The organism is Moraxella nasibovis, assembly GCF_029581575.1.
GTDB classification, from domain to species: domain Bacteria; phylum Pseudomonadota; class Gammaproteobacteria; order Pseudomonadales; family Moraxellaceae; genus Moraxella; species Moraxella nasibovis.
Map to the genome: position 1 here is coordinate 408,466 of NZ_CP089975.1, position 22,738 is coordinate 431,203.

Consider the following 22,738-nt stretch of genomic DNA (forward strand, 5'->3'; position numbering starts at 1 on the left):
TTGGTATTATTCAGCCGCTTTTGCCACATAGTTGCCTTTTTCGGCGATGGCGTCATTAAGTAGTGTAATGAACGCATCAACAGGCATACTGCCAAGGTTCGCCCCTTCACGAGTACGCACATTGACCGTGCCAGTTTCTACTTCTTTGTCGCCCAAGACAAGCATGAACGGAATGCGTTCTAGGGTGCGTTCACGGATTTTAAAGCCGATTTTTTCGTTTCGCAAATCACTCACGGCACGCAGACCAGCGTTTTTGATCTTGGCAACGACTTCATCACAGGCGTCCGCTTGTTTGTCGGTGATGTTCATCACGACCGCTTGGATTGGTGCTAGCCAAGGTGGCATCAAGCCTGCATATTGCTCAATCAAAATGCCGATAAAGCGTTCAAACGAACCCAAAATCGCACGGTGGAGCATAACAGGGCGTTCTTTTTCGCCAGCTTCGTTGATGAAATCAGCGTCTAGGCGTTCTGGTAAGTTAAAATCAAGCTGTAGCGTGCCACATTGCCACATGCGACCTAAGCAGTCTTTTAGGCTAAACTCAATTTTCGGGCCATAGAACGCCCCTTCGCCTTCTTGTAGCTCCCACGCCAGTCCTGCGGTGTCTAGTGCGTCTGCCAGAGCTTTTTCGGCATCGTCCCAAAGATGGTCAGCACCGACTCGTTTTTCTGGGCGAGTAGAAAGCTTCATCACGATGTCAGTAAAGCCAAAATCTTTATAAACATCTAAGGTCAGCTTAATAAAGGCTTGGGCTTCATCACGGATTTGTGATTGGGTACAGAAAATATGTGCGTCATCTTGTACGAAGCCACGCACACGCATGATGCCGTGCAATGCCCCTGATGGTTCGTTGCGGTGGCATGAGCCAAATTCCGCCAGACGAAGTGGCAAATCACGGTATGATTTTAGACCTTGGTTGAACACTTGCACATGGCAAGGGCAGTTCATCGGCTTGATGGCATAATCACGGTTTTCCGAACTGGTGGTAAACATATTTTCGGCATAGTTTTCCCAGTGTCCTGATTTTTCCCACAGGCTTCTATCCACGATTTGTGGGGTTTTGATTTCTAGGTAGCCGTTATCCTGCTGAACTTTACGCATATATTGTTCAAGCACTTGATAAATCGTCCAGCCGTTCGGGTGCCAAAACACCATGCCAGGGGCTTGTTCTTGTAGGTGGAATAAGCCTAGCGCCTTACCGATTTTGCGGTGGTCGCGTTTTTCAGCTTCTTCAATGCGTTGAATGTAGGCTTTCAGCTCTTTTTTGTCCGCCCACGCCGTGCCATAAATGCGTTGGAGCTGTTCGTTTTTGGCGTCTCCTCGCCAGTACGCACCGCTCATTTTCGTCAGCTGAAACGCTTTTAAAAAGCGAGTGTTCGGCACATGCGGACCACGGCACATATCGATGTATTCTTGATGATAATACAGGCCCATGTGCGTCTCGTCTGGCATATCATCAATCAAGCGAAGTTTGTACTCTTCGCCACGAGATTTGAATACTTCAATGACTTCATCTCGTGGGGTCATTTTTTTGATGACATCATAATCTTGGTCGATGAGCTTTTTCATACGCTCTTCAATCGCCTTCATGTCTTCAGGCGTGAAAGGGCGAGGGCTATAAATGTCATAATAAAAGCCATCTTCAATCACAGGACCGATGACCATTTTGACTTCTGGATAAAGCTGTTTGACAGCGTGTCCAAGCAAGTGGGCACAGCTGTGGCGAATGATTTCTACGCCCTCGTGATCTTTTGCGGTGATGATAGAAACGCTGGCGTCGGTGGTGATTGGGTCGCACGCATCTACCAATTTGCCATTGACACGACCAGCGATGGTGGCTTTGGCAAGACCCGGACCGATGTCTTGAGCGATTTGCATAACGGTGGTAGAGCCGTCAAATTGACGCACGCTACCATCAGGTAAAGTGATTGCGACCATAAGGTTCTCCTAAAAAGTGGTGTTGGCAGTGATATTTGCTACGAGTAAATATATAACCGCGACCAATGGATTTTGACAATTAAAAAGGCTAATTATAGCAAATTTTTATTGAATAAACAGCACATTTCATGCCTGCTTTGTATCATCATTGAAAAAATTCAATGTGATTTTTGAATAGTTTAATCTGATGAAACATTTACAAAGTAACCGCTTTTTTGTATGATGATGGCTTGATAACCATGATACTCATGGGGCTTTGGCTGGGCTTTGATTACAATGGCTTGACATAATTTATAATAATGAGTATTATTATCATTTAAGAATTTGACATTGATAGGATAATCATGAAATCATTTAAGCGTTGGCTGGTGGGTGCGGTGGTCAGTTTGGCATTGTTCGGCTGTGGCGAGACCACCAAAGACACCAAAGAGCCGTCTGATAAATTGATGGTTTTGACCACTTTTACCATCATTGCGGATATCGCCCAAAATGTTGCTGGCGATGTGGCAGAAGTGCAGTCCATCACCAAAGCTGGGGCGGAGATTCATGACTATGAGCCGACCCCCAAAGACATCGCCAAGGTCAAAGATGCGGATTTGATTTTGCATAATGGCATGAATTTGGAGCGGTGGTTTGAGCGGTTTTATCAAGGGGTAGATGTGCCTGCTGTGGTGGTAACAGACGGCATTACGCCTTTGCCGATTAAGGCGGGGGCTTATCAGGGTTTGCCAAATCCGCACGCTTGGATGTCGCCGAGCAATGCCTTGATTTATGTGGAAAATATCAAAAACGCTTTGATTGAGCATGATCCAAAAAACAAGGACATTTATATCAAAAATGCCGAAAATTATGCCCAAAAAATCAAAGCCTTAGACGAGCCGCTGCGTGCTAAATTGGCAAATATTCCAGAAAATGAACGCTGGTTGGTGACAAGCGAAGGGGCGTTTAGCTATCTGGCACAGGACTACGACCTAAAAGAAGCCTATCTTTGGGACATTAATGCCGAGCAACAAGGCACGCCTAAGCAGGTAAAGGCACTCATTGACACGGTGCGAGCCAATCAAATCCCTGTGGTTTTTAGCGAAAGTACGATTTCTGATAAGCCCATCAAGCAAGTTGCCGCCGAGACGGGGGTGCATTATGGTGGGGTGCTGTATGTGGATAGCTTGTCTGATGGCAATGGCAAAGTGCCGACCTATTTGGATTTGCTGGAAGTAACGACCACGACTCTGGTTCAGGGTTTACAAAAAGCAAAATCGCCCTAAAAAGTGTGATGAATTTTAAAAATTGGCTAAAATGAATTTGGCAAGGCGGTATGTCATCATCACCTTGTCAAATTTTTGATTTAAAAAACATAAAAATGGATGGGTTTTTATGTTTTTTGGATTTATTGTTTGAATGATTTATGAAAAAAACATCTGATTACACCGCTGGCATTGTCGTTACCAACCTAAGCGTCCGCTACGCCAATGGTCATCATGCTTTGTATGATGTCAATTTTAGGCTGTCAGGCGGTACGACTTGTGCTTTGGTGGGGGTTAATGGCTCTGGCAAATCCACCTTGTTCAAGTCCATCATGGGGCTGGTCAAGCCACAAACAGGGCAAATTTTGCTGTGCGATATGCCAATTCATCAGGCATTAAAGCAAAATCTGGTCGCCTATGTGCCACAAAGCGAAGAAGTGGATTGGCAATTTCCTGTGTCCGTCCTAGATGTGGTGATGATGGGTCGCTACGGACACATGAATTTTTTGAGAATGCCAAAGGCAGACGACAAGCAAAAAGTACTGGATGCGATGATGCGTGTGGATATTGCTCATCTTAAAGACCGCCAAATCAGCGAGCTGTCTGGCGGACAAAAAAAGCGAGTATTTTTAGCACGAGCTTTGGCACAAGAAAGTAAAATCATCTTGCTAGACGAGCCATTTACTGGCGTGGATGTCAAAACCGAAAAGGCGATTATGGCATTGCTTGATGATTTGCGAGCAGAAGGTCATTTGATTTTAATCTCTACGCACAATCTGGGGACGATTCCAGAATTTTGCGATCAAGTGGTGATGATTAACCGCACCGTGTTGGCAAGTGGTGCGACCAAAGAGACTTTTACCCAAGAAAATCTGCAAAAAGTCTTTGGTGGCGTACTGCGACAAATTCGCCTGTCTGGCAAGGATTTGCACGATGATGATGACAGTCGTTCGCTGACGATTTTGGCGGACGATGAAGTGCCGGCGGTGTTCTATGGGGTGCAACACGGCACGCCAGAAAGTACGCATTGCCACGAAGAAGAGCAGGCGAGTCGTACAGGTCAGGTCAATATGAACACCCCAAAAAAATTCGGCGGTGTGCAGACTTATGACCCAAAAAATGACACCATCAGGAGAGTGCTGTGAGCGACTGGCTAAGTTTATTGGCAGAGCCGTTCGCCTATGAGTACATGATAAAGGCGATGGCGTTGTCGTCCGTGGTGGGCGGTGTTTGTGCGTTTTTGTCGGCGTATTTGATGTTAAAAGGCTGGTCGCTCATTGGGGATGCTTTGTCGCACGCTGTCGTACCAGGGGTGGCGATTGCTTATGCGTTGGGTTTGCCTTATGCGGCAGGGGCGTTTTTTGCTGGTCTATTGGCAGCGATGTCTATTTTGTGGGTGAAGTCCTTGACCAGACTCAAAGAAGATGCGGTCATCGGCTTTATTTTTACTGCCTTTTTTGCTTTGGGTCTGTTTATCATTTCTATCAATCCAACTTCTGTGAATGTCCAAGAGATTATTTTTGGCAATATCTTGAGTATTTCTGATGGCGATGCTTTGCAAGTGGCCATCATCATGGCGTTGGCATTGCTATTATTATTGATATTTTGGAAAGATTTGCTGTTGGTATTTTTTGATGAAATCCATGCCAAATCGGTGGGACTGTCGCCCAAAGTGTATAAAATCTTGTTTTTTAGTTTATTGTCGGCGTGCGTGGTGTCAGCCTTGCAGACGGTGGGGGCGATTTTGGTCATTGCCATGGTCATTATCCCAGGGGCGACTGCGTATCAGCTGACCGATAAATTTCGTCCGCTCATTGTCATTGCAGGCGTGATTGGTGTGGTTACGAGTGGGCTTGGCGTGTATTTGAGTTATTTTTTTGATGGGGCGACTGGCGGTGTGATTGTTTGTTTGCAGACGATTTTGTTCATTTTGGCTTTTTTATTTTCACCAAAGTTTGGTGTTTTGACCCAAAAATTTCGCCAAAAATACCACGCAAAACCACCACAACCCACACTTTAATCATTTAAGAACGAATATTCATGCAATTTATCCATTATTTTAGCGAACCTTTATCCCATGTTTTTATGCAACACGCCCTAATCTGTGCGGTGGCAGTGGGAGCGGTGTGTGCGGTGCTGTCTTGTTTTGTGATATTAAAAGGCTGGTCTTTGATGGGCGATGCCATCTCGCACGCTGTTTTTCCAGGGGTGGTGCTGGCGTTTTGGACGGGCTTGCCGATGTTGCTTGGGGCGTTTTTGGCAGGGCTGTTTTGTGCGGTGTCGGTGGGGTTTTTAAAATCCAATACTCGTATTAAAGAAGATACGCTGATGGGCGTGGTGTTTTCTGGTATGTTTGCCGCAGGGCTGTTGACATTTAGTAAAATGGGTGGCGATCAGCATTTAAAGCACATTTTGTTTGGCAATATTTTAGGCATTGATCAGGCGATGCTGTGGCAGACGGTGCTGATTTGTGCCTTGGTGCTAGCTGTCGTGCTTTTGAAGGTGAAGGATTTTTTGTTGTATTGTTTTGATGTCAGTCATGCACGAGTGGCAGGTCTGTCGCCCAAGCTACTGCATTATGGCTTGCTTGTGCTGTTGTCTGCGTCCATTGTGGTTGCCATGCAGGCGGTGGGTGTGATTTTGGTGGTGGCGATGTTGATTAGCCCAGGGATTACCGCCTTTGTGCTGTGTCGGCGTTTTGCCAGTATGCTCTTGGTGGCGGTGGCAAGTTCTTGTTTGACCAGTTTTTTTGGTGTGATTGTCAGCTATCATTTGGATTCGGCGACAGGGGCGACCATCGTGCTATTACAGGCTTTGGTATTTGTGCTGGCGATGAGCTTTGTGCAAGTCAAGCAGCGATTGGCAAATAAAAATTTTGCCATGATTCATAAAAAATCAGCATGATAAAGCATGATGATAAAAATATCGCCGAGCAAGCCACAGTCCAGCATTTATCATAAGTCGTCAAACTTGATGGACGTCTAAAAAAGCGATATTGAGTCAATCATTATGAATCCCCAAGGAATAATTTATGAAAATGAGCACTCTTAATGCTGAGCGTATTCAATGGTTTTTAAATGTGTTAATTGATGATGGGTTGTGTTGTGCATTTTTATTGACTGTCGGAAACCCTAGTCCTTGGCAGTTTAGCGTGGAAGCAATTTATAGATTGGTTATGTGCGATATAATCATTTTTGATCCAGATGTACTTATAAAAGACCCCAGATGTCATGAGACAACCTATGAAAATATTGATGATTTTTGCATGCAGTTATCCAACTCCATTCCATATGAGGATAATATTTGGTATGTGTCTGAAGCCAGCTTAACCCCCAAAGGTCGCTCGCTGATTGAGTTATATTTTAAGGATTTTGATACCGAGCAAATCAATGTTCCGTTTATCGAGCATTTGGAGCGTATTTTTGCAGAACATCAAGTGCCTTGGGATGAGGAAAATCCGAGGTTTCCGGTTGATGTATCAAAACTTCAGCAATCCAGCAAAAAGAACACATCAGCAATGAGTATTTACAGTGCAAAGTCAATACAACGGTTTTTATTGGTATTAACTGGCGAGGAGATGGGGGCGGTCTATTTAACTGGTGGCTACCATCCTCATTCTTGGCAATTTGCAGTAGAGGCTGCTTATCGTCTTAAATTTTGTGATTTGGTTGATTTTAATTTTGATGTTTTAACCAAGAATGAATCACTGCCTGACAACACCTTTGATGGTTTAGATGATTTTTGCTATCACTTGTCTATTACTGACCCAAATGATTGGAGTTATGCCGTGTGGATAGATGCACAAATGGGCTTAGCCCCTAAAGGTCGCTCGCTGATTGAGTGTTATTTTAAGGACTTTAAAAACGATGAAATAAATGTTCCGTTTATCGAGCATTTGGAGCGTATTTTTGCAGGATATCAAGTGCCTTGGGATGAGGAAAATCCAAGATTTCCGGTTGATGTATCAAAAATTCAGCAATCCAGCAAAAAGAACACATCATCAGCCGACCAAGACTGATTGCAAGTATTGCCACTTTCTTATGGTTGGTCTGGGAATGCCAAACCTAATATTTTGAGATAAACTACTGAATTTGTTAAGTTTTGCAGGAAAAATCTGCCATCTTTAGCCATGACCCATAAAAGAATGTCATCATAAAATACCATCAATGCTTTTCAAATCGATTTTTTGCATTATAATAACCGCCCTTTAATTTAACGATAAGGTCTATGATGAATCATAAAAATTTCGCCTCCGACAATTATTCTGGCGTACATCCTGCCATCATGCAGGCACTCGCCACCGCCAATGTCGGTCATGTACCTGCTTATGGCTATGATGAATTTACCGATGAGCTACAGACTGTGATTCGTCAGCATTTTGGTGACAAGGCTCATGCCCTGCCAGTTTTTAATGGCACAGGGGCGAATGTCGTGGGCTTGCAAGCCATCAACCCGCGCTGGGGTGCGGTCATCTGCACCGAATCCGCCCACATTCATCAAGACGAAAGCACCGCCCCGCAAGTGGTCGGTGGCCTCAAACTTTTGGCAATCGCCACCGATGACGGTAAGCTCACCCCAGAACTCATCAAAACCCAACTGTACAACATTGGCAGCGAACATCGTGCTCAGCCAAGCGTGGTGTATATCAGCCAGACCACAGAATACGGCACTTGCTACACCACCGATGAACTAAAAGCCATCTGTCAAACCGCCCACGAATACGGCATGAAAGTCTTTGTTGATGGGGCGAGATTGTCAAACGCTGCGGCATATTTGGGCATCAGCTTTAAAGAGATGATTTGCGAAACAGGCGTAGATATGGTGTCGTTTGGCGGTACCAAGAACGGCATGATGATGGGCGAATGCTTGGTGGTTTTTGATGAAACGCTTGCCAAATCTTTGGTGTTTTTAAGAAAAGTGGGTCTGCAAACCGCCTCAAAAATGCGTTTTATTTCCGCCCAATTCATTGAGCTGCTTCGCAACGACTTATATTTGCACAATGCCAAACAAGCCAACGACATGGCGACTTTATTGGCAGGCGAGCTTGATAAATTAGGCATTCAGCCGATCTATCAAGTGCAGTCTAATGGCGTATTTGTCAAATTGTCCAAACAGGCCGCCGACGCCGCCCGTCAAAAATATGCGTTTTATGATTGGGACACCCAAGGTACGGTGCGACTGATGTGTAGTTTTGATACCACGAGCGATGATGTGCTGGATTTGGCAAGCTTAATTAAACAAGCATAACGGCTATTTTGATAAAAAAGACTTTTTGAATATGTTCAAAAAGTCTTTTTTATTGGGTGAATTACAATTTTAATAAACAATCCGAGCGATAAAAATGCCTTAAAACCATCAAATCATAGGCAAAAATAACCACATTCCAAAAGTTATAATAAAATTTGCCACAATAAATCAATTAAAAATCAACCACTTACAAACTTTCCCCAATTTTTTTCAAAATTTCCCAAAAAACCATTTGACACCCCAAAAAATATCTGTATAATACGCACTCATTCCAACGCAGCCTAGTTACAAAAAATAACAAAGCAAGTTGGTTTAAAAAAAATTCAAAAAAAGCTTGACAACACAAAATACTGTGATAAAATGGTCAGCCTTGATTGATGATACAGACGATGTATCAGACACTATTTAAAATCAAAACTAAAGAACAACTTGTGTGGATTTTTGCTAATACAAGATAATATAAAAATTATCATTTATCAAGCAAAAATACTCAAAGTTAATTCATTTACACGATGAGCAAATTTTGCTAGTAATAAATGAGCCAAAATTAAAAGTCCTAACTTTTTATTTTACTTTCTAAGTAAATAATCAATTAGGCAACACAAAGATTAAACTGAAGAGTTTGATCATGGCTCAGATTGAACGCTGGCGGCAGGCTTAACACATGCAAGTCGAACGATGATTATCTAGCTTGCTAGATATGATTAGTGGCGAACGGGTGAGTAATGCTTAGGAATCTGCCTATTAGTGGGGGATAACTATCCGAAAGGATAGCTAATACCGCATACGTCTTACGAGAGAAAGGGGGCTTTTAGCTCTCGCTAATAGATGAGCCTAAGTCGGATTAGCTAGTTGGTGGGGTAAAGGCCTACCAAGGCGACGATCTGTAGCTGGTCTGAGAGGATGATCAGCCACACTGGGACTGAGACACGGCCCAGACTCCTACGGGAGGCAGCAGTGGGGAATATTGGACAATGGGCGAAAGCCTGATCCAGCCATGCCGCGTGTGTGAAGAAGGCCTTTTGGTTGTAAAGCACTTTAAGTGGGGAGGAAAAGCTAATGGTTAATACCCATTAGCCCTGACGTTACCCACAGAATAAGCACCGGCTAACTCTGTGCCAGCAGCCGCGGTAATACAGAGGGTGCAAGCGTTAATCGGAATTACTGGGCGTAAAGCGCGCGTAGGTGGCTTATTAAGTCAGATGTGAAAGCCCCGGGCTTAACCTGGGAACTGCATCTGATACTGGTAAGCTAGAGTAGGTGAGAGGGGAGTAGAATTCCAGGTGTAGCGGTGAAATGCGTAGAGATCTGGAGGAATACCGATGGCGAAGGCAGCTCCCTGGCATCATACTGACACTGAGGTGCGAAAGCGTGGGTAGCAAACAGGATTAGATACCCTGGTAGTCCACGCCGTAAACGATGTCTACCAGTCGTTGGGTCTCTTGAAGACTTAGTGACGCAGTTAACGCAATAAGTAGACCGCCTGGGGAGTACGGCCGCAAGGTTAAAACTCAAATGAATTGACGGGGGCCCGCACAAGCGGTGGAGCATGTGGTTTAATTCGATGCAACGCGAAGAACCTTACCTGGTCTTGACATACTAAGAATCTTGCAGAGATGCGAGAGTGCCTTCGGGAACTTAGATACAGGTGCTGCATGGCTGTCGTCAGCTCGTGTCGTGAGATGTTGGGTTAAGTCCCGCAACGAGCGCAACCCTTTTCCTTAGTTACCAGCGACTCGGTCGGGAACTCTAAGGATACTGCCAGTGACAAACTGGAGGAAGGCGGGGACGACGTCAAGTCATCATGGCCCTTACGACCAGGGCTACACACGTGCTACAATGGTTGGTACAAAGGGTTGCTACACAGCGATGTGATGCTAATCTCAAAAAGCCAATCGTAGTCCGGATTGGAGTCTGCAACTCGACTCCATGAAGTCGGAATCGCTAGTAATCGCAGATCAGAATGCTGCGGTGAATACGTTCCCGGGCCTTGTACACACCGCCCGTCACACCATGGGAGTTGATCTCACCAGAAGTGGTTAGCCTAACGCAAGAGGGCGATCACCACGGTGGGGTCGATGACTGGGGTGAAGTCGTAACAAGGTAGCCGTAGGGGAACCTGCGGCTGGATCACCTCCTTAATGAATTATCTGATTAGCAAGAATTCACAACAAGTTGTTCTTTAGGAAGATGTTTAAAACGGGTCTATAGCTCAGTTGGTTAGAGCACCGTGTTGATAACGCGGGGGTCATAAGTTCAAGTCTTATTAGACCCACCATTTTGGGGCCATAGCTCAGTTGGTAGAGCGCCTGCCTTGCACGCAGGAGGTCAGGAGTTCGACTCTCCTTGGCTCCACCAATCATTAATTAGAACTAAGCAATCAAAACCAAGTTTAGATTTCTTATTTCTACTTAATGTAGAACATCTTATAAACTGACGAAGTTTATATCATTATTTAACAACATGATTATGAGTCTGGGTAATTTATTTATTCCAACAAATAAATTACCATGGTAAGTACACCCCAAAATGTACTTACCTAAAGTAAAGAGAACTGAATCAAGCGTAAACATAGGTGAATCGTTACACATTACCCTTATGACACCAAGACTACTTGGGGTTGTATGGTCAAGTAATGAAGTGCACATGGTGGATGCCTTGGCAGTCAGAGGCGATGAAAGACGTGATAGCCTGCGATAAGCGTCGGTGAGGTGGCAATATCCTGTGACCCGGCGATTTCTGAATGGGGAAACCCACTTATCATAAGATAGGTATTCTATCCTTTGGATAGAAGGCAAACCGGGAGAAGTGAAACATCTCAGTACCCCGAGGAAAAGACATCAATAGAGATTCCCCAAGTAGCGGCGAGCGAACGGGGAGGAGCCGATCAAACTTGTAGTAGCAAAATGGCGTGGGAAAGCCAACCATAGTAGGTGATAGTCCTGTATGCGAAACTGCAAATGCGACATATTAAGTAGGGCGAGACACGTGAAATCTTGTCTGAAGATGGGGGGACCATCCTCCAAGGCTAAATACTCCTGACTGACCGATAGTGAACCAGTACCGTGAGGGAAAGGCGAAAAGAACCCCTGTTAGGGGAGTGAAATAGAACCTGAAACCGTGTGCATACAAGCAGTCGGAGCGGATTTATTCCGTGACGGCGTACCTTTTGTATAATGGGTCAGCGACTTATATTCTGTAGCAAGGTTAACCGTTTAGGGGAGCCGTAGGGAAACCGAGTCTTAATAGGGCGATTTAGTTGCAGGGTATAGACCCGAAACCGAGTGATCTATCCATGAGCAGGTTGAAAGTGCCGTAACAGGCACCGGAGGACCGAACCCACTGTCGTTGAAAAGCCAGGGGATGACTTGTGGATAGGGGTGAAAGGCTAATCAAACTCGGTGATAGCTGGTTCTCCCCGAAAGCTATTTAGGTAGCGCCTCGGACGAATACCATTGGGGGTAGAGCACTGTTTCGGCTAGGGGGTCATCCCGACTTACCAAACCGATGCAAACTCCGAATACCGATGAGTACTATCCGGGAGACAGACGGCGGGTGCTAACGTCCGTCGTCAAGAGGGAAACAACCCAGACCGCCAGCTAAGGCCCCAAATTCCTAGTTAAGTGGGAAACGATGTGGGAAGGCACAGACAGCTAGGAGGTTGGCTTAGAAGCAGCCACCCTTTAAAGAAAGCGTAATAGCTCACTAGTCGAGTCGGCCTGCGCGGAAGATGTAACGGGGCTCAAACTAGGAGCCGAAGCTGCGGATTTAATTGTTTCAATTAAGTGGTAGGGGAGCGTTGTGTAAGCCTGTGAAGGTGTGCTGTAAGGCATGCTGGAGGTATCACAAGAGCGAATGCTGACGTGAGTAACGACAAAACGGGTGAAAAGCCCGTTCGCCGGAAGACCAAGGGTTCCAGTCCAACGTTAATCGGGGCTGGGTGAGTCGACCCCTAAGGCGAGGCCGAAAGGCGTAGTCGATGGGAAATCGGTTAATATTCCGATACTTGTTTATGATGCGATGGAGGGACGGAGAAGGTTATGTCAGCCTGGCGTTGGTTGTCCAGGTGGAAGGATGTAGGTAGGTTTAGTAGGCAAATCCGCTAGACTATTACTGAGATCTGATAGCAAGCCAGTTTACTGGCGAAGTGGCAAATACCATGCTTCCAGGAAAAGCTTCTAAGCGATAGTCATAAAGAAATCGTACCCGAAACCGACACAGGTGGTCAGGTAGAGAATACCAAGGCGCTTGAGAGAACTCTGCTGAAGGAACTAGGCAAAATGGTACCGTAACTTCGGGAGAAGGTACGCTGCCGATGGTGATAAGACTTGCTCTTTGAGCTGTTGGCAGTCGCAGATACCAGGCTGCTGCAACTGTTTATTAAAAACACAGCACTCTGCAAACACGAAAGTGGACGTATAGGGTGTGATGCCTGCCCGGTGCTGGAAGGTTAATTGATGGGGTTAGCGTAAGCGAAGCTCTTGATCGAAGCCCCAGTAAACGGCGGCCGTAACTATAACGGTCCTAAGGTAGCGAAATTCCTTGTCGGGTAAGTTCCGACCTGCACGAATGGCATAATGATGGCAGCGCTGTCTCCAGCAGAGACTCAGTGAAATCGAAATCGCAGTGAAGATGCTGTGTACCCGCGGCTAGACGGAAAGACCCCGTGAACCTTTACTACAGCTTTACATTGAACTTTGACCTAACTTGTGTAGGATAGGTGGGAGGCTTTGAAGTAGGGACGCCAGTTCCTATGGAGCCATCCTTGAAATACCACCCTGGTTATGTTGGGGTTCTAACTTGAGATTAACAGATCTAAGGACAATGTATGGTGGGTAGTTTGACTGGGGCGGTCTCCTCCTAAAGAGTAACGGAGGAGTACGAAGGTGCGCTCAGGACGGTCGGAAATCGTCCATAGAGTATAAAGGCAAAAGCGCGCTTAACTGCGAGACCCACAAGTCGAGCAGGTACGAAAGTAGGTCTTAGTGATCCGGTGGTTCTGTATGGAAGGGCCATCGCTCAACGGATAAAAGGTACTCTGGGGATAACAGGCTGATACCGCCCAAGAGTTCATATCGACGGCGGTGTTTGGCACCTCGATGTCGGCTCATCTCATCCTGGGGCTGAAGCAGGTCCCAAGGGTATGGCTGTTCGCCATTTAAAGAGGTACGCGAGCTGGGTTTAGAACGTCGTGAGACAGTTCGGTCCCTATCTACCGTGGGCGTTGGAAATTTGAGAGGATCTGCTCCTAGTACGAGAGGACCAGAGTGGACGAACCTCTGGTGTTCCGGTTGTTACGCCAGTAGCATCGCCGGGTAGCTATGTTCGGATCGGATAACCGCTGAAAGCATCTAAGCGGGAAGCCGACCTCAAGATAAGATTTCCCTAAAGAGCCGTTGTAGACTACGACGTTGATAGGTTGGGTGTGGAAGCATAGTGATATGTGTAGCTAACCAATACTAATTGCTCGTTTGGCTTGACCATACAACACCCAAGTGGTTTACCACTGACAGTGTTAATGGAAAGTGTAAAGATTTTACCTAACAAGCTTGAATCAATCTTGAATAAAAATAAAATAACAGACTCATAACAGCGTTGTTAATCCTTTTACGCTGACGACAATAGCAAGATGGAACCACCTGATCCCTTCCCGAACTCAGAAGTGAAACGTCTTAGCGCCGATGGTAGTGTGGTTCGCCCATGTGAGAGTAGGTCATCGTCAGCACCTTATTTAGCCCCCTCTGTCGGATGATGGAGGGGGTTTTTTGTTAGCGTATCGGTTCTATGTCCTTAACAACAAAAAATTTGGAGCTGTAGTATATTACATTGTGGAATCTAATTTACTACAGCTCTAGAATTTATAGTGCTAAAAAATCATACATATACTAGAGTACCCCCTCAAACATAAAGCTATCACCTGCCTGCCACATTTCAACCAAAGTAACTACCAAGCCAGATGAATAAGTATGTCGCCGCAACAACAAGACGGGCGTGTCTTTGCCTACACCTAGTAATTGTGCGATATCGTCTGGGCAGTTGGCGGCGATAATCTTATATTTTCCATGCACAAGAGGTACTTTTTTAATCAGAAAATCACTGGTGTTAATTAAGTTAAAATTTTGTCTGGAAAAGTCGGGTACCAATCCAATATCGACAATCCGGCGCTCGACTTGTAGTGGCTCACCATCTCCGTAATGCACGATGTGCACTTCATATAAAATTTGTGAGTGTAAGAACAAAGATTTTGCCAGGTCTGGTAGTTTATCATAAGCAATCTGTTTGGCAAAAATGCAGTTGGCATGATAGTGCTTGCCAATTTGTTCAATATCTTGACGAACATTATGTACGGTAATAAATGTTTGATTGAATTTATTTTGGGCAACAAAAGTGCCTGACCCTTGGCGGCGCTCCAATATTTGCTCGTCCGTCAGCTCTTTTAGGGCGCGATTGACGGTCATGCGAGACACGCCAAAGGTTTCGGTGAGCGCCATTTCGGTGGGAATTGCCGTGCCTGCTGTCCAAATGCCTGAATGAATATTGGCTAAAATGCTGTCTTTGATGCGTTGGTAGGCGGGGGTGGGGGCTGATTTATTGGACATAGATTGGGAATTTTTTAAAATTTGGTAAGATTTTATCATAAAGACGAACGATTTTTTATAAAAATCGCTTTTTTCTTTTTTTATGTTATGCCAAGGTGTTAAATTTACTTGGGAATGTGTAATGAAATTATTAAATATAACCGCCCTGTCTTTGGCGATGTTATTGACTTTAACCGCTTGTGGTGGCGATAAACCTAGCGAGACAACACAAGAAGTCAAAATCGAAACTGCCACAGAAACTAAAACCGAGACCGCTTCCGAGACCAAAACCGACACAGAGGCAATGCCTGCTGAAATTGACAAACTTATTATCCAAAGTCCTTATATGGATTTTCAAGTCAATGCCAACCGTGCGTTGGTGGTGACGGACATTAAATCTGAATTTCAATTAACTCCAGAACAAAATGCCTGCCTATTAAGTTTGGGGGGCAATCCTACTTATCTTGCGACACTCGAACCTTATTTTAAAGGGATTTTAAGCGATGATGAAATCAAAGAGGCGGACGAATTTTTTGCCAGTGATGCAGGGCGTAAATTTAGCGAAATGATGTTAAATCAAATGGGTGTGGAGAATTTACCGCCTTTTGTTGAGCCAACCGACAGCGAAAAAGCCGAAATCACCAAAGCTCTATTAAAGCCATTTTTTGTAAAAATGAAAGCCAAAACGGATGCGATGAGCGAGCAAGAAGCACTGGATTTTATGATGTCAATAGTGGATAAAGAAAAGGCTCATTGTCAGATTTCTTGATGAATTTTTTATATCAAAAAAGAGCGTGCTTAACGCTCTCATTCTTAATGCTCTTTTTAATGAATGCCATCGTGTTTGGATTGGCTAAAAATTAAAACTTAACTGAATGATTCTCGCCTAAGCTGTCAGCAATTTTTTCGCCTGTAACAGCAGCAGCGGTCATTTTAAACATATTGACCACGCTGTTACCGCTCAGCCAATATTCTGCTCCATTGGGTATGATTTTGATAAGTTGTACATTATCATCATCAATACCATTTTCAAAAAATGCGTTGTACATAGGCGACCAAAGTGCTTCTAGCTTTTGACGGTCTTTAACAAGCTCTGCCTTGCCGTTGATAGACAAATAATCCTTACTGCTGTTGGCGGTGTAGGCAAGATTAATCTGTGGGTTGTTTTTAATATCAGATACCGTCTCGGTTGTGGCATCTCCAATAAACCAAATCTCTTTTTTGTCAAGATCAAACTCGCTTGTGGTCATTGGACAGGCGTGCAAATGTCCGTCTTTAGTAATGGTGGTCAGCATGGCAAATTTGACATCTTTGATAAGCTCGTTAATTTGTTTGATTTGTTCGGTCATTGTTTAGTCCTTATTAAAAAATCAGGTTAAAAGAGCACGATTACAATCTAACAAATCTCACTAAAAAAGTCGGTAAATTTATGTAAATTTGTGTGGTATAAGTGTTTTTGAAGTGGTTTTTTTTAATAAAAAACGCTTGCATTATCCGCCAAATTTTGCTAAATTAATTTGTATAGACAAATTTTGACCGCAAATTTACGCATTCAATTCACCTAAAAAAAGGAATCATTATGGCAACTCGCACCGACCCAACCCGTACAATCCTTGCCCCCACAGGCACTAAGCTTACTTGCAAAAGCTGGCTGACCGAAGCCCCTTACCGTATGATTCAAAACAACCTGCACCCCGATGTTGCCGAAAATCCGCAAAGCCTTGTGGTCTATGGCGGTATTGGACGGGCGGCAAGAAACTGGGAATGCTATGACCAAATTTTGGAAAGTCTAAAAACCCTTGAAACCAACCAAACGCTTTTAATCCAGTCAGGCAAACCTGTGGGCGTGTTTAACACCCACGAAAATGCTCCAAGAGTTTTGATTGCCAACTCCAACCTTGTGCCAAAATGGGCGACTTGGGAGCATTTTAACGAGCTTGACAAAAAAGACCTATTTATGTACGGACAAATGACCGCAGGGAGCTGGATTTATATTGGCACACAGGGTATTGTACAAGGCACTTATGAGACTTTTGCCGAAGCAGGGGCTCAGCACTATGGCAACGGCACGGACAAATCTACCGACAACTGGAAGGGGCGTTGGATTTTGACCGCAGGACTTGGCGGAATGGGCGGGGCTCAGCCTTTGGCGGCGACTTTTGCAGGAGCGGTGAGCCTAAACATTGAATGTCAGCAGTCTAGCATTGATTTTCGTCTTCGCACAGGCTATGTGGATAAGCAAGCAAACGACCTTGACCACGCTTATAAACTGATTAAAGAACATACTTCCAAAGGCGAAGCGGTGTCCATTGCCCTTTTGGGTAACGCAGCTGAGATTTTGCCCGAAATGGTTAAGCGTGCTAAGAACGGAGAAATCAAACCCGACCTAGTAACCGACCAAACTTCCGCCCACGACCTAATCAACGGCTATTTGCCAATGGGCTGGACGGTGGATGAGTGGAAAAAAGCCGCCGCCGACCACGACCGTCATCCTGAATTAAAAGCCGCCGCCGCCAAATCGTGTGCCGTCCATGTACAAGCAATCCTAGACTTTGTGGCAATGGGCATTCCTGCGACCGATTATGGCAACAACATTCGCCAAGTGGCGTTTGACGAAGGGGTCAAAAACGCCTTTGATTTCCCCGGCTTTGTGCCTGCTTACATTCGTCCGCTATTTTGTCAAGGCAAAGGGCCTTTCCGCTGGGTGGCGTTGTCGGGCGACCCAGAAGACATTGCCAAGACGGACGCCAAAATCAAAGAGCTGTTCCCTGATAATAAGCACGTGCATAACTGGCTGGATATGGCAAAAGAACGCATTCATTTTCAAGGGTTGCCTGCTCGTATCTGCTGGCTTGGCTTGGGCGAACGCCATTTGGCGGGGCTTGCCTTTAATGAAATGGTCAAAAATGGCGAGCTAAAAGCCCCGATTGTCATCGGACGAGACCATTTGGACACAGGCTCTGTTGCCAGCCCCAACCGTGAAACCGAGTCTATGAAAGATGGCACGGACGCAGTATCCGACTGGGCACTTTTAAACGGTATGCTCAATGTCGCAGGCGGGGCAACTTGGGTGAGCTTACATCACGGCGGTGGTGTGGGAATGGGCTACAGTCAGCATTCTGGAATGGTCATCGTAGCAGACGGTACGGACGAAGCCGCCAAACGCCTTGCCAATGTGCTGGTTAATGACTGCGGAAGTGGCGTAATGCGGCACGCTGATGCAGGTTATGAATTGGCGATTAAAACCGCTAAGGAATTTGGCTTAAATTTGCCGATGATAAAATAAGTTTTAATGCTGGGGCGTGCTGAACCTTTATAATATTATTTACAAATTGGAAATAATTTAGCGATATTTTTGCATTAAAAATGGCTAAATCTTCATTTTCTGAGTTAAAAGCCTTGCCAGTATTATGATATTGCCTGCAGCTTTTTCCTTGAAAATACTGCGATTTTTCTCATTTTTAATTGCAAATATAAAAGGTAGGCACGCCCCCAATTAAAATTAAAAATAAGTCATTGGCATTTGCTGATGGCTTATTTTGTTTTTAAAATTGAATGCTCGTTATTAAGGACAATGTATGAACAATCAATCAAATACACTGGCACTTATCAAGTTAATTGGATTTAGTTTACTTGGTATCTTTTTGTTTTTTGTGCCAATAGAGATTGCAGGCAAAAGCACCATTGCCTTTGACCATATGGCAAGTTATTTGGTCAAAGAACAAAAAAACTTGGCGATTGTGTTATTATTTGGCTTAATGATTTATGGGGTGATTAAACCTTTTATCAATAAATCATTTAACGCCAATTTAACCAATAGGATTTTAACGGTTTTGAAAATATTAGGGCTTATTTTAGCCATATTATTTATCACCAAAACCGCCCCCGATTTTTTAATGCAAAAAGATATGCTTCCTTTTTTGTTTGAAAAATTAGCCCTACCTGTGGGAATGATTGTGCCGATTGGGGCGGTAATGCTGGCGTTTTTATTGGGTTTTGGCTTATTAGAAGCAGTAGGCGTACTAATGCAACCTGTGATGAAACCGATATTCAAAACTTCTGGCAAATCCGCCATTGATGCGGTAGCGTCTTTTGTGGGCAGTTATTCGGTGGGGCTTTTGATTACTGACCGTGTTTATCAACAAGGGGCGTATTCCGCCAAAGAAGCAGTCATCATTGCCACGGGCTTTTCTACCGTTTCTACCGCCTTTATGGTGATTATTGCCAAGACATTGGAGTTAATGTCTATTTGGGGTTTTTATTTTTGGTCGTGTTTAATCATTACTTTTGTGGTTACGGCAATTACCGCAAGATTACCGCCCATTAAAAATTTTAGTGATGAAAAAACAATTCCTGACAATGATAAACTAAATGCACCCAGAATAAAAGTCGCTATAAATACAGGCATTAACACCGCCAAAAATGCCCCGCCTTTATATAAACTGTTGTGGGATAATTTTATTGATGGGGTCAATATGGCAAGTGCGATTGTGCCGTCTATCATTGCCATTGGCTTAATTGGACTGTTATTAGAAAAACATACACCTGTTTTTGATGTTCTGGGCATTGTCTTATACCCATTTACTTTGATTGGCGGATTGTCTGAGCCAATGATGGTTGCCAAAGGCTTGTCGTCAGGACTTGCCGAGATGTTTTTGCCCGCTTTATTGCTCGCCAAAGCCGATTTATTAACCCGTTATGTGACGGCGGTGGTGTCGGTGTCGGGCATTATTTTCTTTTCGGCGATGATACCGTGCGTGCTGGCAACCAAAATCCCATTAAGTGTGGGCAAAATGGTGCTGATTTGGTTTATCCGTGTGGCATTGTCCATTGTTTTGGCAAGTTGGTTTGGGCATTTGGCGATGATGATGGGGTGGCTTGCTTGAGATTAAGCTTGAAATTTGTGCTAGAATTTGCTAAATTATTCCAAAATTTGTCTATACAAATTCTTTGTAAATTGCAAAACCAAAACCGCCAGTCCGTAAGGTACGTAAAATGCACCGTTTTGGGCATAATGGTGCGAGATATGCACCTTGCTACCATTCCGTTGATGGGTTTTAAAAATGGATTTTGCAATTTGTGAATCATAAAATTAATAGTTAAATCAAGGATTTATAATGAAACCCACCCTAACCCTGACCCCACGTAAATTGACCTTTGCACAATTACGCCAAATCTACAACGAGCCTGTTAATATCAAGCTTGCCGACAGTGCTTATGAAGCGATTGACCGCTCGCACCAAGCCGTGCAAGACATCATCGCCCGTGATAAGCCCGCCTATGGCATTAACACAGGTTTTGGTTTGCTTGCCAAAGAACGCATTTCGGACGATGAATTGGAACTTTTGCAAAAAAATCTGATTCTAAGCCATTCGGTTGGCACAGGCGAGCTTTTACCTGCCAATGTTGTCCGCCTTATTATTGTAATGAAAATTTCTAGCCTATCGCAAGGCGTGTCGGGTGTTCGCCGTGAAGTGGTAGATGCACTTATCTCATTGATAAATAACGACATTATCCCTGCCATTCCTGCCAAAGGCTCGGTGGGGGCAAGTGGCGATTTAGCCCCCTTATCACATATGACTTTGGCGATTTTGGGCGAAGGCGATGTGCTGGTAAAAGGCGAAAAAATTTCGGCAAAAAAAGCCCTTGAGCGTGCTGGATTGTCCCCAATCACGCTTGCCGCCAAAGAAGGCTTGGCACTCATCAACGGCACGCAGGCAAGCACTGCCCTTGCCATTCGTGGCTTGTTTTTGGCACAAGATTTGCTTGAAAGCTCAGTGGCGGTGGGGGCTTTGAGCGTGGACGCGGCTCGTGGCAATTTGTCGCCCTTTGACGCTCGCATTCACGAAGTGCGTGGACATCACGGCCAAATGGCGCTTGGCAAGGCGTATTTTGAGCTGTTAAAGGACAGCGGATTTAGAAGTGAAATTCACGGCAACACGCCTTTGCGTGTGCAAGACCCGTATTGTCTGCGTTGCCAACCGCAGGTGATGGGGGCGATTTTGGATTTGATTAACCAAGCAGGCAAAACACTCCTAATTGAAGCCAATGCCGTAACCGACAATCCGTTGATTTTCAAAAATGGCGATGAGCCTTTTGCCGTCTCTGGCGGTAATTTCCACGCCGAACCTGTGGCGTTCGCTGCCGATACACTTGCCCTAGCCATTAGCGAGATTGGCTCAATGAGTGAACGCCGTGTGGCATTACTTATTGACGCAAGTCTATCAGGCTTGCCAGCGTTTTTGGTCAGAAATGCAGGGGTTAATTCGGGCTTTATGATTGCCCATGTCACGGCTGCCGCTCTTGCCAGCGAAAACAAATCGCACGCCCACCCAGCCAGCGTGGATTCCATTCCAACTTCGGCAAACCAAGAAGACCATGTGTCAATGGCGACTTATGCAGGGCGACGACTTTATGAAATGGCAGAAAATACCGCCGTTGTCGTGGGCATTGAGTATCTGGCGGCGGCACAGGGCGTGGACATTGTGGCAGAGGATTTTGGGTATCAATTGCCAAGCACGCTATCGCAAATCCACGCCAAACTGCGTGAAAAAGTCGCCCACTATGACAAAGACCGCTATTTTGCCCCTGATATTGAAAATGCTAAAAATTTGGTATTGTCAGGCGAATTAGCAAAAGGCTGGGAGAGCGTTCGTCAAGAATGGTATTTGAATAAGTAATGACAAAACCCAAATCAATAAAAATGGTTTGGGTTTTTGTGTTTTTTTTTTGGATTTATTATAATGAAAATTCCGTTTAATTCAAATTTATATCAAGGGCGTGCCGAACCTTATGAAAACGACTTGGCACATTATTATTATCAGCACATTAAACATTATGCCAATCAGCCCATTTGTTTGATTGGTTTTGCCTGTGATCAAGGGGTCAATCGCAATCAAGGACGCATTGGGGCAAAAAATGCTCCCGATATGATTAAAAACGCCTTTGGTAAATTACCGATTTCTTGGCAATTACAAAAATCGTTTCAAGATTTGGATAAGCTGATTGGCGATAAGGGTAATGTAACTTGTGATGATAATAATGCCATTATTGAAGGTATTTTAGAAACCACCCAAGACAATTATGCCAAAGAAATTACCGCCATTATTCAAAATAATTCTTTACCCATAGCAATTGGTGGTGGACACGAAATTGCTTTTGGTTCGTTTATGGGGCTCTATAATGCTTTATCTGATAAAAAAAACATTGGCATTATTAACCTTGACGCTCATTTTGATTTAAGAAATGATAAATATGCGACAAGTGGTACGCCTTTTTGTCAAATTGCTGAATTTTTAAAAGAAAAAAATGAAACCTTTCATTATTTAACCATTGGTATCAGTGACTTTGGCAATACCGCTTCTCTTTTTAAAAAAGCCGAAAACTTGGGCGTAACCATTATTTCTGAAAGTGATTGTTGTCATTTGTCTTTTGATAAAATCCAAAATCAAATTGATGACTTTATGAATAAGGTGGACTGCATTTATTTAACGCTGGATTTGGATTGTTTGCAAGCAGGATTTATGCCTGCGGTCAGTGCGGTAAATGCCAAAGGTTTAACGCTAGATTTTGTAGAAAATACCCTTGCCCATATTATTAAAAGCGGTAAAGTAAAAGTGATAGACATTGCTGAATTTAACCCAAATTATGACATTGATGGACGAGGAGCAAAAGTTACCGCTAGACTATTGGCGGGAATGGTGCAGAATGTTTTATTAAAGGAATGAGAAA

14 protein-coding genes, 2 tRNA genes and 3 rRNA genes are annotated in these 22,738 nt (G+C 44.4%); 16 read left to right on the plus strand and 3 right to left on the minus strand.

The window, feature by feature from the left end:
• Positions 1 to 6: 6 nt before the first annotated feature.
• Complete coding sequence (gene thrS, locus LU290_RS01830; protein ID WP_277808873.1) at positions 7 to 1,938, minus strand: threonine--tRNA ligase; 1,932 nt, start codon at positions 1,936 to 1,938, stop codon at positions 7 to 9.
• 344 nt (positions 1,939 to 2,282) lie between these two features.
• Here thrS and LU290_RS01835 point away from each other — a divergent pair, with 344 nt between their 5' ends.
• The 11 genes from LU290_RS01835 to rrf all read left to right on the plus strand — a co-directional run bounded on the left by LU290_RS01835 (position 2,283) and on the right by rrf (position 14,154).
• Entirely contained in the window at positions 2,283 to 3,203 is a 921-nt protein-coding gene (locus LU290_RS01835; protein ID WP_277808874.1) for a metal ABC transporter substrate-binding protein, read from the plus strand.
• A 140-nt stretch (positions 3,204 to 3,343) separates the two neighbouring features.
• The gene (locus tag LU290_RS01840; RefSeq protein WP_277808875.1) at positions 3,344 to 4,327 is read left to right on the plus strand and encodes a metal ABC transporter ATP-binding protein; all 984 of its coding nucleotides are present in this window, start codon (positions 3,344 to 3,346) and stop codon (positions 4,325 to 4,327) included.
• On the plus strand, positions 4,324 to 5,202 hold the full coding sequence (locus LU290_RS01845; protein ID WP_277808876.1) for a metal ABC transporter permease: 879 nt from the start codon (positions 4,324 to 4,326) through the stop codon (positions 5,200 to 5,202). Before LU290_RS01840 ends, LU290_RS01845 begins: the two co-directional genes overlap by 4 nt.
• 20 nt (positions 5,203 to 5,222) lie before the next feature.
• A complete protein-coding gene (locus tag LU290_RS01850; protein WP_277808877.1) occupies positions 5,223 to 6,086 on the plus strand; it encodes a metal ABC transporter permease in 864 nt (287 codons plus the stop codon).
• A gap of 127 nt (positions 6,087 to 6,213) precedes the next feature.
• Positions 6,214 to 7,200 carry a hypothetical protein gene (locus LU290_RS01855; protein ID WP_277808878.1) on the plus strand — a complete coding sequence of 329 codons (987 nt, stop codon included), beginning with the start codon at positions 6,214 to 6,216 and terminating at the stop codon, positions 7,198 to 7,200.
• A gap of 209 nt (positions 7,201 to 7,409) precedes the next feature.
• A complete protein-coding gene (locus LU290_RS01860; protein ID WP_277808879.1) occupies positions 7,410 to 8,429 on the plus strand; it encodes a threonine aldolase family protein in 1,020 nt (339 codons plus the stop codon).
• Between the two features lie 610 nt (positions 8,430 to 9,039).
• Positions 9,040 to 10,570: ribosomal RNA gene (locus LU290_RS01865) — 16S ribosomal RNA — on the plus strand.
• A gap of 60 nt (positions 10,571 to 10,630) precedes the next feature.
• Positions 10,631 to 10,707: transfer RNA gene (locus tag LU290_RS01870), tRNA-Ile, on the plus strand.
• 4 nt (positions 10,708 to 10,711) lie between these two features.
• Positions 10,712 to 10,787 (plus strand) — tRNA-Ala (locus LU290_RS01875).
• 268 nt (positions 10,788 to 11,055) lie between these two features.
• A 23S ribosomal RNA gene (locus LU290_RS01880) occupies positions 11,056 to 13,913 on the plus strand.
• A gap of 127 nt (positions 13,914 to 14,040) precedes the next feature.
• Positions 14,041 to 14,154, plus strand: a 5S ribosomal RNA gene (rrf, locus tag LU290_RS01885).
• Together the 16S, 23S and 5S rRNA genes with 2 tRNA genes alongside form the textbook arrangement of a ribosomal RNA operon.
• Positions 14,155 to 14,314: 160 nt before the next feature.
• On the opposite strand, the gene hutC is transcribed toward rrf, so the two are convergent.
• Positions 14,315 to 15,028 carry a histidine utilization transcriptional repressor HutC gene (gene hutC / locus LU290_RS01890; RefSeq protein WP_277808880.1) on the minus strand — a complete coding sequence of 238 codons (714 nt, stop codon included), beginning with the start codon at positions 15,026 to 15,028 and terminating at the stop codon, positions 14,315 to 14,317.
• A gap of 121 nt (positions 15,029 to 15,149) precedes the next feature.
• Between hutC and LU290_RS01895 the strand changes: the two genes are divergently transcribed.
• The gene (locus LU290_RS01895; protein ID WP_277808881.1) at positions 15,150 to 15,776 is read left to right on the plus strand and encodes a hypothetical protein; all 627 of its coding nucleotides are present in this window, start codon (positions 15,150 to 15,152) and stop codon (positions 15,774 to 15,776) included.
• 91 nt (positions 15,777 to 15,867) lie between these two features.
• Here LU290_RS01895 and LU290_RS01900 read toward each other — a convergent pair whose 3' ends face one another.
• Complete coding sequence (locus tag LU290_RS01900; RefSeq protein WP_277808882.1) at positions 15,868 to 16,356, minus strand: pyridoxamine 5'-phosphate oxidase family protein; 489 nt, start codon at positions 16,354 to 16,356, stop codon at positions 15,868 to 15,870.
• Positions 16,357 to 16,586: 230 nt separating this feature from the next.
• Here LU290_RS01900 and hutU point away from each other — a divergent pair, with 230 nt between their 5' ends.
• The 4 genes from hutU to hutG all read left to right on the plus strand — a co-directional run bounded on the left by hutU (position 16,587) and on the right by hutG (position 22,734).
• Entirely contained in the window at positions 16,587 to 18,293 is a 1,707-nt protein-coding gene (gene hutU, locus LU290_RS01905; RefSeq protein WP_277808883.1) for a urocanate hydratase, read from the plus strand.
• Between the two features lie 622 nt (positions 18,294 to 18,915).
• Positions 18,916 to 19,893, plus strand: a complete 978-nt coding sequence (locus LU290_RS01910) for a YjiH family protein (protein ID WP_277808884.1) — start codon at positions 18,916 to 18,918, stop codon at positions 19,891 to 19,893.
• A gap of 231 nt (positions 19,894 to 20,124) precedes the next feature.
• On the plus strand, positions 20,125 to 21,687 hold the full coding sequence (gene hutH, locus LU290_RS01915) for a histidine ammonia-lyase (protein ID WP_277808885.1): 1,563 nt from the start codon (positions 20,125 to 20,127) through the stop codon (positions 21,685 to 21,687).
• Positions 21,688 to 21,750: 63 nt separating this feature from the next.
• Positions 21,751 to 22,734 (plus strand): formimidoylglutamase, encoded by a 984-nt coding sequence (gene hutG / locus LU290_RS01920; protein ID WP_277808886.1) that lies wholly within the window; start codon positions 21,751 to 21,753, stop codon positions 22,732 to 22,734.
• Positions 22,735 to 22,738: the final 4 nt, after the last annotated feature.